The sequence below is a fragment of the Variovorax sp. dw_308 genome (assembly GCF_019207085.1).
In the GTDB taxonomy this organism is placed as follows: Bacteria; Pseudomonadota; Gammaproteobacteria; order Burkholderiales; family Burkholderiaceae_C; genus Variovorax.
Genome location: NZ_JAATOM010000017.1, coordinates 88,754 through 99,387, shown reverse-complemented (window position 1 = coordinate 99,387; position 10,634 = coordinate 88,754). Strand labels below are relative to the sequence as shown.

The window sequence follows — 10,634 nt, the reverse complement described above, 5'->3', positions numbered from 1 at the left end:
GGGCTTTTTCTGTCACGGCATCGACACGCGCCGCCACTAAGCTTCGCGCTGTCTCATCCGGACACCCGTTATCCGCGCTACCCAGAAGAAATGAACAACCTCTCTCCCATCACGAAGATCCTCACCACGACTGCAGTTGCATGGCTGCTTGCCAGTTCCACGCAGTCGCGCGCTCCGCATCAAGGCGCCCAGCAGCAGGGCGCCGCCGCTCGCTGAACGCGTTTGGCGAGGATGCCGCCCTCAACGATCCGGCGACGGCGATGACCGGAATGCCACGTGCCTAAGCTCGGGCGCTTTCAGCCGACCAGATCGACCACGGGCATCGGCGGCGCCCCGCGCGCCTCGATCGCCTCGCCCGCGGCCAGGCAGCGGTCTTCACGGAAACGCCCCGCGACAAGCTGTACGCCGACCGGGCAGTTGCCGACCATGCCGGTCGACACGGTCAGCGCGGGCAAGCCTGTGAGCGGCAGTCCGATCATCGTCAGCTGCGACTGCCACACGCGCGCGTAAGCCTCGCCGCCTTGCATGTCGAGGTCAGCCGTGAATGGCAATTCGGCGCACACCGGCAGCAGCACTACCGGATAGCGCGCCAGGAACACCTGCCATTGCCGCGTGATCGTCGCGCGATTGACCAGGGCAGCGGAAAGCTGCGCGGCAGTGATGTCCCGCGCGATGTGCGCCTGGCCAGCCAGCGCCGTGATGGCGCCCGCGTCCCCTTCGCGCTCCGCCGCCTTGACCATGGCCTCGTAGCCATCGCCCATCCAAAGCGTGACCTGGCTCTCGACGGCATCACGCAGCGGCGGCAGCGCATCGACCTCGTCCACCGTCCAGCCCGCGTCACGCAGTCGATCAGCTGCATCGAGCAGGGCCCTCAACACCTCGGGTTGCGTGTCCAGTCCATCCGGCCGCAGGCACATCGCGACGATGCGCGGCGCGGCCGGGCCGACCAGGGGCGCGGGACACCACCACGGATCGCGCGCGTCCGGCGCCGCCATGGCGGCCAGGCCCAGCCGCAGGTCGTGCACCGTGCGCGCGATCGGCCCGGACACGGCAGTGATCTGGCCGCCGATGCTGCGCTCCGGCAAGGCCGCGTTGAACACTGCGACGCGGCCCAGCGTCGGCCGCAGTCCATGGACGCCGCAGGCATACGCCGGGTAACGGATCGACCCCGCGATGTCCGTGCCATGCGCGATGTGGCCGATCCCCGCCGCCACCGCCGATGCCGCGCCGCCCGACGAGCCGCCCGGCGTCAGCGCCGCATCGCGCGGGTTGAGCGTGGCGCCATGCAGCATGTTGCCGGTGAACCAGCGGTAGCTGAATGCCGGCGTATTGGTTCGCCCGACGATGACCGCGCCGGCCTTCAACAGGCTGTCGACCACCGGGCTGTTCGTCGAGGCGACCAGGTCCTTCTGTAGCGTGACACCGTTGGTGGTCGCAAAGCCGGCTTGGTCGATGTTGACCTTGACCGTGACCGGCACGCCGGCCAATGCGCCGGGATCATCGCCCCGCGCGAGCGCCGCATCGATCGCGCCGGCGCGCCGCAGCACATCGTCCGGCCGGCAATCGACGACCGCGTTGAGCCTCGGGTTGACGGCATCGAGCCTCGCCAATGCAGCCTGCGCCGCCTCGATGGCCGACAGCTTGCGCTGGCGGATCAGGTCGGCTACGCGTGAAGCGGGCAAGTGCCAGATGTCGGTCATCGGTTCGAAACTCCTTGGGTGGTGTGAAGACGTTCCAACCGGCTGTTGATAGACGAGTCGGGGCCGCGGCGGGGCTTTGCGGGATCGTATTTCAACAGCCTGCCAGTGCCCTGTCTGCACGATCTCGCCGATCCAGACAGAATGCACGCCACCGCCGACTCCTGGACCTACCCGCATGTCGCACAAGCCTGCTGGCCTCCTCTACGGGGTCGACGACAAGCCGCCCCTCGGCGTGAATGTTCTCAGCGGCCTTCAGCATGTCGGCCTGATGTTCATCTATCTCGTGTATCCGGTGCTGGTGGCGCATGCCGCGGGTGCGACGCCCGAGGTGGCTTCGTCGATGGTCAGCTTCACGTTGCTTGCGATGGCCGTGGGCACCGTGCTGCAGGTGATGCGCTTCCGGCGGATCGGCTCCGGCTTCCTGTGCCAGCCTGCGCCGAGCGTGGTGTACGTAGTGCCCTCGATGCTCGCCGCGCAGCATGGCGGGCTGTCCGCAGTGTTCGGCATGACGATCGTGGCCGGGCTGGTCGAGATGATCCTGGCGCGCGGTCTGCCACACCTGCGCAAGCTGTTCACGCCCGAGATCACGGGGCTGGTGGTGCTGCTGTCGGGGATCTCCGTGGGCGTGGTCGGCCTTCGCACGGCGGTCGGTACCACCGTCGATGCCGGCGGCGTGCCCGCGGGCATCGACATGACGCTCGGGCTGGCGACGCTGGGATTGATGGTGGCGCTGAACGTCTGGGGGCGCGGCGTGCTGCGTCTTTACTGCGTGCTGATCGGGCTGACGGCCGGTTGCCTCGCTGCATGGGCGCTGGGGCGATTCGACAGCGTGGAGGTGGCGCATGTGTCGGCCGCGCCGCTGCTGGCGTTGCCGGGGCTGTCGCATCCGGGCTGGTCGTTCCACTCGAGCCTGTTGCTGGCCTTCGTGGTCGGCGCCGTCGCCGCGGTGCTGAAGACCATCGGCAACGTGACCACTTCGCAGAAGGCCAACCAGGCCAACTGGGTGCGGGCCGACATGCGCACGGTCGGCGGCGGCGTGATGGCCGACGGACTCGGGAACGTCGTCGCGGGTGCGCTCGGTGCACATGGCATGAACTCGTCGACCGGCGCGGTGGGTCTGGCCTCGGCCACGGGCGTGACGAGCTGGCGCGTGGGCTACTCGATCGCGGCGATCCTGCTGGTCGCGGCCTTTGTGCCCAAGCTGGGCTTGCTGGTCAACCTGATGCCGCGCGCCGTGCTGGGCGCGGCGCTGGTGTTCTCGTCGACCTTCATCGTGCTGAACGGGCTGGTCATCATGACCTCGCGCCTGCTCGATGCGCGCAAGACGCTGGTGATCGGGCTGTCGATCGTGATGGGACTGGCGGTGGAGATCTACCCGGGCTTCCTGGTGGTGCTGCCACCGGGGCTGCGCGCCTCGCTCGGCAACGCGATGGTGTTCGGCACGCTGGTGGGGCTCGGGCTCAACCTGCTGTTTCGCATCGGGCTGCGCAAGACGGTGTCGATGACGGTGCAACCCGGAGGGCTTGATCCGGAGGCGCTGGAGGATTTCCTTGAGATGCAGGGCGGCGTGTGGGGCGCGCGCCGCGACGTGATCGTGCGTGCCAAGTTCAACCTGGTCCAGTCCATCGAGACGCTGGCGTCGAGCGGTGTCGCCAACGGACCGCTGGTCATCGAAGCCTCGTTCGACGAGTTCAACCTCGACCTGCGTGTGTCCTATGACGGCGATGCACTGGAGTTGCCGCAGGTGCGCCCGACGATCGAGGAAATCATCGACTCGGGCGACGGCGAGCGCAGGCTGGCCGGGTTCCTGCTGCGGCAGTTTGCCGATCGCGTGTCGTCACGGCGAGTCGGACCGCGGGCGACGGTGGCCTTTCATTTCGATCACTGACGAACAGCGTGCCCGGCTGGAACTTCAATCTGCACGCTTGAGCGTCGACAAGTCGACCTCCCCGTTCTGGCTCGTGAACGTGGCACCGCCGGGGGCGGATCCGCCGGTCTGCGACACGCCCGTGATGCGATGGTCGCCGGTTTCGTATTGCGCCAGGCGGCCATCGCGCTCCACAGCCAGGCGTCTTTGCGCCGGGAAGAATGCATAGCGCATGCCGTCCTGCTGGCCGCTACTCGACGGGTCGCTGAGCCCTTTCGGCCACCAGCTGCTGTCCGGCGGGGCCATCGGCTTCATGGCCTCCATCGGTTTCATGGGTTTCATGGGCTGCATCGGTTCCATTGCTTCAATTCCTTGTTCAAAGGCGCCTCCAATCGGCTTGCGCTGGCCTCTGTCGCGACGCGATCACCAGAGGTTCTTGCGTCGATCGCCTTGACGGGCGCACTTGCCGCATCGAAGTCCCTGACGAGGCGGTGTCTCAGCGCGGGTTGCCAAGGTCCACCACGGGCGTGAACCCGCCGAAGATCATTCGCATGCCGTCGAAGGGCATCGGGTTGGTCTTGGGATCGAGGCGCGGGTCCTTCATGACCTTGTCCATCGCGGCGTCGCGCGTCGCCTTGTCCGGCCACTCGATCCAGGAGAAGACGACCGTTTCATCGTCCTTCGCCTGGACTGCACGCCGAAAATCGGTTTGCTTGCCCGCCTTGACGTCATCCCCCCAACACTCGAGAACGCGAGTCGCACCATGCTCCAGGAAGACGGAGTCACCCTTGTTCGCGTGCTCGATGAACCTGGCCTTGTTGGCCGTGGGGACGGCGATGACGAACCCGTCTATGTAAGCCATTCGATCAGCTCCTAAAACAAGCCTCAAGCTTTCTCCCCTCCCCCGTCGCACTCTGTCAGTCGCGCGCATGGCGCCTCGTAGGAACTTGCTCACACGAGCGACGAAGATGCAGCTGCCAGCGAGTTGGCAACAGGCCGGACATGGGCGCAAAGCGCGCGTCCCGCGCGACTCAGCTGACAAATTGGCCGACTACAGCAGTGCTTCAGGCCCGGCGGCGCGTGTAGTGGAGAAAGAGCAAGGTTGACCCGGCCAGGGCCATGGCGAAATAGAAGAACACCGTGACCAGCCCGAGCGTCGACGCAATCCATCCGCTCATGAGTTGGTGAAAGGCGGTGCCGCAGAAGAACATCAGGTTCAGCGCCGCGAGAGCCTTGCCGGACTTCTCCTTCGGCGTCGACGATTGACCCATCGCGAAGAGCAGGGGTTGCGTCGAAATGCAGCAGCCGAAGGCAAAGAAGATCCACGCATCGAATGACGGCGAGCCCACGTAGCCGCCTTGCAGCCAGCCTCCCGGCGCTGCAGCAACGACGATGAGCAACAGCAGGCCTGCCACGAGGTGGCTGCCCGCGAGCAAGACACGCCGGGCTCCGGTCACCCTGTCGATGGCGCCTGCAACCAGCGGCCCGATCGCCAACGCGAGCGTCAGCGGGATGAGGGCGTTGCCGGCCTCGATCCGCGTCAGTCCCTGGACCTCCATGAACCACGGGCCGCCCCACACGCCGCGCACCGCGAGCGCGGCGGCCAGTGAGGTGAAGGCCAGCAGCACCGGCCCGCGCATGGGAAGCGAAGCGGTCATCCGCAGCACCTCCTGGAACTCCGTCTTCAGCTCGAGCGAAGGCGCTGTCGCCGTTGGCTTTGTCATGGCCGGCACGACCAGGGCAACCAGCGCACCGATGCCGACCGCCATCGCAGCCGAAACCCAGAAGCTGGCGCGCCAGCCGTGATGCTCGATGAGCCATGCCATGGGCGTGGCGGACAACAACATGCCGCTGTTGCCGATGCTCAGGATCAATCCCGACCACATCGCGAAGCGTGCCGGCGGCAAGGTCTTGGCGGCCAAGGTGAAGGGGCACAGCAGCATGCCGCAGCAGCCGATGCCCAACAGAGCCTGGGCCGCGAAAAAACCGAAGGCGTCTTGCGCGAGCGCCCCGGCGATCGCGCCGAGCGCCGTGATCGCGAACAGTGACAGGGACACCGTCCTGACCCCCAGCCTGTCCAGCATCACGCCCGCCGGAATCTGCCCGAGCGCAAAGAAAAGATGGTAGGCGCCGGTGAGCACACCGAGGTAGCCGGTCGTCGTGCCGATGTCGGCGGACATGACATCGGTGGCGATGGCGGGCAAGGTGCGAATGAGGTTTGAAAGCGTGTGGCCGAACGCGAGGATGACCAGGGGCAAGGCGACTTGCAGCGACGCGGGCAACGGCATGGGGCGAGTTGGAATAGGCACTCTTCGATATTGCCCTATCCGGATGCGCTTCACGTCGTGGCGTCTGCCCGCCCTCGAATCAGGGGATGCAGATGCCTGTCGAACCGATGGATCGGGCTTCTGGTAAATATCGGGAATGCAAATCACGACTCCAGGCCCGACCAGGGCGACCCTCGCAGCGACCGCGCTGATCGACAGTGACCACCCCAGCGTCGTCGACTTCGCGGCCACGCACGCGCAGGGCGCCGACGATCGCGAGCGCGCCGTGTCTCTTTACTACGCGGTGCGCGATCGCTTCCGCTACGACCCGTACCGCATCGACTTGTCCCTGCAAGGCATGCGGGCGAGCCAGGTGATCGAACAGGGGTATGGCTGGTGCGTGCCCAAGGCCGCCCTCCTCGCGGCGGCTGCGCGGGCCGCCGGAATTCCCGCGCGGGTCGGCTACGCTGACGTACGCAATCACCTGTCGACGCAGCGCATGCGCGAGACCATGCAGACGGACGTCTTCATCTGGCACGGCTACGCCGAACTGTGGCTGCAGGGTGCCTGGATCAAGTCCACACCCGCGTTCAACGTCGAGTTGTGCCAGCGCTTTGGCCTGTTGCCGCTTGAATGGGATGGGCGTGCCGATTCGCTCTACCACCCTTTCGACGGCGAAGGGCGGCAGCACATGGAGTACGTCGGAGAACGCGGCGCATACGACGACATGCCGCTCGAGCGCATCGTGAGCGACTTCGCGACCACCTACCCGGCGTGGCAAGGGCTCACGCAGGCCGGCGTGAGTTTCGACGCCGATGTGCAGCGGGAAGCGCGTTAAGCCAGCCTCACTCTAGAGATCCTCGATGACCAGCGCGCGGTAGCGCTGAGCCATCGCATACGGAACCTGCCGGACCACCTGCATCATGCGTTCCGCCGACTCTGCATCCGGCGTCTCGACCAGCAGCCCGTGGTGGCCTTCGAGCGCCAGCTTCGTGTAGGCCCGCACGGTGGCGCCTTCCGTACCGGCGGAAGGCAGCGGATTGTCAGCGTCATCCACGGTCGGCGTGATCTGCCGCAGGATCGTGGCCGGTTCGAGCAGGAATACATTGCTCTCCGGCATCTCGGCGGAAAGGCGATCCCCGGTCGCGTTGGCATCGGCTCCATCGGGAAACATCACCAGTGAATAGCCGGTCGGATAGAAGGTCTTGCCAATCAAGGACACCATGCTCGGGTCCAGACTGAAGGGTTGCAACATGGGCGTCTCCCAAAAAAGAAAGAGGCGCAAAGCATGTGCAGCCGTGCGGCAGCGACAGGTAGGAAAAGGAACAGTTCGCGCGTCAACGCATGACGCGCGCCAACCCGATGGGCCATCACTGTGAGAAGTAGTCGCGCAGCTGCGTGTCCTGCTTGCCGGCCCGTTCTCAGCGCAGTCGATCGCCATCCACCTTTTCACCGAGGCGTCGCATGACCCACCGGGTTCTGTCAGCAGCCGGTGACATCGCTCCGAGATCGACAGCCACCTGCCGCTCGTCGACATACCTGATGGCCGCAGCGTTGAGCAGCGTGGGCACCAGGTCGGCATGCATCGCCTTCGCTCCTTGGTTGGCGCGGAGCCGTTCCCATCGCGCGGCGTTGGCGGCGCGCCATTCGTCGCTCGCCCACATGACGACCGGGACTCTCGTGTCCCAATGCGTTGGATCTTTCAGCGCGTGCTGAAAGAGCTTTCGCTCGTCGTCGAGCAGGTTCTCGCCATGGTCAGGCGTGAACATCACGAAGGAAGAGCCGCCCGCCTGCGCCACCTCCGAGATCACGGCATCGACGAACCGGAGGGATTCATTGACGGCGTTGTCATAGGCACGCAGGAAATCCGGAAGCGTGGATTCATCCGGGAATTCAGAAAGCTTCGAGCAATCTGCCTGGAAAGCAGCCGTTGCCGGGTCATAGCGATCACAGTACGAAAAGTGTGCGCCGTAGGCATGCAGCACGATCAGTTTCCTGGGCGCGTTCTGCGCGAGCACCGATCTGAGCGATGGCAGAAGGCTTTCCCGATCGGTTCTCTTCGCTGTCAGGAACATGTCGATTTCGGCGTCAGGCCAGGCAATGCCTCTTTCCTGGAGAGCGAGCCAATAGGTGTGAAACCCCGCCTCCTCGAAGGCCTTCATGAAGGTTGCGTCCTTGCTGACCCGATATGCACCGCCAGGCATTTCGCGCGAGACGAGCAGAGGGACCGACGTGTGCGTACTGCTGGAGCCGGACGTCACGTCGCAATAGATGATCGCGTCGTGCTGGATGCCGACCTGCTTTTGCCCGCCGCATGCGCCGAGCCGATCGGCACGCACCGATTCCCCGATGATGAGGATGTATATCTCGTTCTGCGGATGAAGGCCCGGCAACCGCGAGGCGCCCCAGTTCGCGGTTGCCGAGCGCGGATTGGTGGCCGCATAAGCCGATGCCGTCGGGATGAAGTCGTCGCGGCCGATCGCAGAAGCGGCGGCCACGGAAATGACATTCAGCGGCCACGCCCTCAGCACAGTGCGATGAAAGACCGCGCCGACCATGACCAAGGCGACGGTGATGGCCGCGAGAGTTGCCGAAGACCGCTTCCGGCGCGCCGTCCGGGTGGATGGCGTGCGGAACAACACCCAGATCGGCGTGGCGAACAGGAGCGCGGCCAGGGCTATCCACACGACATAAGGCTGGATGACCGGCCATGCTTCGCGTGGATCCGGCCGGATCAGGGCCGCCTCGAGAAGGTTGACATCGCGTAGCCAATCGGCTCCCACGGCCAGAACACCGAACAGCGCCGGTACATAGGTCAGCACCAGGAACACTCGAAGCCCCAGGATCGCCCGAAGCAAGCCAAAGAACGCCGCGCTTGCGATAACGAGGTAAGCAGCCCCGGGATCTCGAAGGTGCGTGGACCCAAAGATCCACAGGGCTGGTATCAGCAGGATGGCGTTCCAGACACAGTCGATCAGTCTCACGACGCGGTGCCGTCTGTTTGCTATCGGCGCGGATGCCACACTCGCCTTCTCCGGATCGCTGTGGTGCTCCATGACGCACGAACGTCAAGCTGGCACAGCACGCTAGTCGAACAGCGCCAGCGACCCGCTCGGCGAAGTGCCCTCAATGGCCAGCATGCGCAGCTTGGTCGGCACGCCGCTGCCGCCGGAAAATCCGCCCGGCTTGCCATTGGCCGCGAGCACGCGGTGGCACGGCACGATGGGCGCGAACGGATTGCGCCCCAGCGCCTGGCCGACAGCCCGCGCCAGGCCCTTGTCGCCCAGTTCCTGCGCCACCTCGCCATAGGTGCGCGTGTGACCAGGGCCGATACGGCGGGCGATGGCGTACACGCGCTGATGAAACTCGGGTACGCCCGACATGTCGAGCGGTACTTCGCGCAAGTCGCGTGAGCTACCCTGCATCAGGGCCTGCACGCCCTCGATCGCTGCCTGCGCGAACGGCGGCGGCTCGCCATCCTCCAGAGCGCCGGTGCCCTGCAACAGCCGCGCCCGGGTGCAGGCAGGATTGGCTTCCGGCAGTTGCACCGCCACGATCGCTTGCGCGTTCCACGCGATGCAGCACGGTCCGATGGCGGTGTCGAACAGCGCGCAGCCGCGGCACTGGGTCTTCAGCGCTTCCAAGGGCATCCCATGAGTCAGCTCCTGTCGATCCGGGCCGGATCGCTGGGTAAAGCTCGATTGTCACCAATCCGCGGAACCGCCCTGCAACAACACCCGTCGCGGTGTCAGGGCGTGCGGAGCTGCGCGCGCAACGCAATGCCGATCTCGGGCCGCTCGAGGAACGGGTCGGCCGGGTTGGTGATCGACACGATGTTCTCCATGCGACTCTTGACGTTGCCGAGCGCCTTCGGGTGGCTGAACACATAGAACTGGTTTGCGCTGATGGCGTCGAACACCTTGTTCGCGACCTCTGCTGCCGTCACCTTGCCGCTGCTCACCGCCTTGTCGCTCATGGCCTGGCCGATGAGCTGGCTCTTGGTGAGCTGGGCCTGTGTCGGCGCATCGGGACGGTTGCGCTCGCTCCTGGTGATGCCGGTGGGCACGAAGTAAGGGCACAGCAGGCTGGCGCCGATCTGGTCGGTGACCAGCGTCAGGTCCTGGTACATCGTCTCGGTCAGGCTCACGACGGCCGCCTTGGCCGCGTTGTAGATGCCCATGTTCGGCGGCGTCAACAGGCCGGCCATGCTGGCGGTGTTGGTGATGTGGCCGCGGTAATCCGGATCCTTGGCCGCCGCCTCGAGCATCATCGGCACGAACAGGCGCACGCCGTGCACCACGCCCCAGAGGTCGACGCCGAGCACCCATTCCCAGTCGGCCACGGTGTTCTCCCACACCAGGCCACCGGCGCCTACGCCGGCATTGTTGAAGACGAAATGCGGCGCGCCGAAACGTGCCTTCACATCCGCGGCCAGTTGTTCCATCTGCGCGGTGTTCGAAACGTCGACCTTGCGTGCCAGCACCTGCGCGCCGGCGGCTTCCATCTCTGCTTGCGCCGCATCGAGCGCGTCCTGCTGCACGTCGACGAGAACGAGGTTCATGCCCCGCGCCGCGCCGATGCGCGCGCATTCGAGCCCGAAGCCCGAGCCCGCGCCGGTGAGTACTGCCGTCTTGCCCTTGAAGTCCTGAATCATGGATGCCGTCCTGTGATGTCTCTGAAAACTGAGGAATGAAGTCCGTCGGCTATTGGACCCCGTTGCGCGCGTCCGGGCTGTCGTTCAGGCGACGAGATGGCCTGGGAGGCTCCGGACAAGTCGCCAGATGCGCCGTGGCTTGTGCG

The 10,634-nt window shown here is 65.8% G+C and carries 11 protein-coding genes; 3 read left to right on the top strand and 8 right to left on the bottom strand.

Annotation, left to right across the window (positions count from 1 at the left end):
* Window positions 1-90 precede the first annotated feature (90 nt).
* Window positions 91-216: a hypothetical protein gene (locus HCU76_RS36805; RefSeq protein ID WP_256354454.1), complete on the top strand. Its 126-nt coding sequence runs from the start codon at window positions 91-93 to the stop codon at window positions 214-216.
* An 80-nt stretch (window positions 217-296) separates the two neighbouring features.
* Here HCU76_RS36805 and HCU76_RS26230 read toward each other — a convergent pair whose 3' ends face one another.
* Window positions 297-1,700 carry an amidase family protein gene (locus tag HCU76_RS26230; RefSeq protein WP_218511054.1) on the bottom strand — a complete coding sequence of 468 codons (1,404 nt, stop codon included), beginning with the start codon at window positions 1,698-1,700 and terminating at the stop codon, window positions 297-299.
* Between the two features lie 175 nt (window positions 1,701-1,875).
* Between HCU76_RS26230 and HCU76_RS26225 the strand changes: the two genes are divergently transcribed.
* Complete coding sequence (locus tag HCU76_RS26225) at window positions 1,876-3,588, top strand: uracil-xanthine permease family protein (protein ID WP_218511053.1); 1,713 nt, start codon at window positions 1,876-1,878, stop codon at window positions 3,586-3,588.
* 24 nt (window positions 3,589-3,612) lie between these two features.
* Here the strand turns inward: HCU76_RS26225 and HCU76_RS26220 are convergent, their stop codons facing one another.
* The 3 genes from HCU76_RS26220 to HCU76_RS26210 form a co-directional block, all read right to left on the bottom strand.
* Window positions 3,613-3,909, bottom strand: coding sequence for a hypothetical protein (locus HCU76_RS26220; RefSeq protein WP_256354452.1), 297 nt, complete (start codon window positions 3,907-3,909; stop codon window positions 3,613-3,615).
* A 154-nt stretch (window positions 3,910-4,063) separates the two neighbouring features.
* Entirely contained in the window at window positions 4,064-4,429 is a 366-nt protein-coding gene (locus HCU76_RS26215) for a DUF1428 domain-containing protein (RefSeq protein ID WP_213958691.1), read from the bottom strand.
* Between the two features lie 202 nt (window positions 4,430-4,631).
* On the bottom strand, window positions 4,632-5,855 hold the full coding sequence (locus HCU76_RS26210; RefSeq protein WP_218511052.1) for an MFS transporter: 1,224 nt from the start codon (window positions 5,853-5,855) through the stop codon (window positions 4,632-4,634).
* A gap of 136 nt (window positions 5,856-5,991) precedes the next feature.
* Here HCU76_RS26210 and HCU76_RS26205 point away from each other — a divergent pair, with 136 nt between their 5' ends.
* Window positions 5,992-6,672: a transglutaminase family protein gene (locus HCU76_RS26205; protein ID WP_218511051.1), complete on the top strand. Its 681-nt coding sequence runs from the start codon at window positions 5,992-5,994 to the stop codon at window positions 6,670-6,672.
* 12 nt (window positions 6,673-6,684) lie between these two features.
* Here HCU76_RS26205 and HCU76_RS26200 read toward each other — a convergent pair whose 3' ends face one another.
* From HCU76_RS26200 to HCU76_RS26185, 4 genes are all read right to left on the bottom strand, one after another.
* On the bottom strand, window positions 6,685-7,089 hold the full coding sequence (locus HCU76_RS26200; protein ID WP_256354451.1) for a hypothetical protein: 405 nt from the start codon (window positions 7,087-7,089) through the stop codon (window positions 6,685-6,687).
* Window positions 7,090-7,255: 166 nt separating this feature from the next.
* Complete coding sequence (locus HCU76_RS26195; RefSeq protein WP_213958688.1) at window positions 7,256-8,818, bottom strand: sulfatase-like hydrolase/transferase; 1,563 nt, start codon at window positions 8,816-8,818, stop codon at window positions 7,256-7,258.
* Between the two features lie 102 nt (window positions 8,819-8,920).
* The gene (locus tag HCU76_RS26190; RefSeq protein ID WP_213958687.1) at window positions 8,921-9,484 is read right to left on the bottom strand and encodes a methylated-DNA--[protein]-cysteine S-methyltransferase; all 564 of its coding nucleotides are present in this window, start codon (window positions 9,482-9,484) and stop codon (window positions 8,921-8,923) included.
* A 98-nt stretch (window positions 9,485-9,582) separates the two neighbouring features.
* The gene (locus HCU76_RS26185) at window positions 9,583-10,488 is read right to left on the bottom strand and encodes an SDR family oxidoreductase (RefSeq protein WP_218511050.1); all 906 of its coding nucleotides are present in this window, start codon (window positions 10,486-10,488) and stop codon (window positions 9,583-9,585) included.
* Window positions 10,489-10,634: the final 146 nt, after the last annotated feature.

Coding starts and splice junctions, on each gene's coding strand:
- HCU76_RS36805 (WP_256354454.1), top strand. CDS start 91: ATGAACAACCTCTCTCCCATCACGAAGATCCTCACCACGACTGCAGTT.
- HCU76_RS26230 (WP_218511054.1), bottom strand. CDS start 1,700: ATGACCGACATCTGGCACTTGCCCGCTTCACGCGTAGCCGACCTGATC.
- HCU76_RS26225 (WP_218511053.1), top strand. CDS start 1,876: ATGTCGCACAAGCCTGCTGGCCTCCTCTACGGGGTCGACGACAAGCCG.
- HCU76_RS26220 (WP_256354452.1), bottom strand. CDS start 3,909: ATGAAACCCATGAAACCGATGGAGGCCATGAAGCCGATGGCCCCGCCG.
- HCU76_RS26215 (WP_213958691.1), bottom strand. CDS start 4,429: ATGGCTTACATAGACGGGTTCGTCATCGCCGTCCCCACGGCCAACAAG.
- HCU76_RS26210 (WP_218511052.1), bottom strand. CDS start 5,855: ATGCCGTTGCCCGCGTCGCTGCAAGTCGCCTTGCCCCTGGTCATCCTC.
- HCU76_RS26205 (WP_218511051.1), top strand. CDS start 5,992: ATGCAAATCACGACTCCAGGCCCGACCAGGGCGACCCTCGCAGCGACC.
- HCU76_RS26200 (WP_256354451.1), bottom strand. CDS start 7,089: ATGTTGCAACCCTTCAGTCTGGACCCGAGCATGGTGTCCTTGATTGGC.
- HCU76_RS26190 (WP_213958687.1), bottom strand. CDS start 9,484: ATGCCCTTGGAAGCGCTGAAGACCCAGTGCCGCGGCTGCGCGCTGTTC.
- HCU76_RS26185 (WP_218511050.1), bottom strand. CDS start 10,488: ATGATTCAGGACTTCAAGGGCAAGACGGCAGTACTCACCGGCGCGGGC.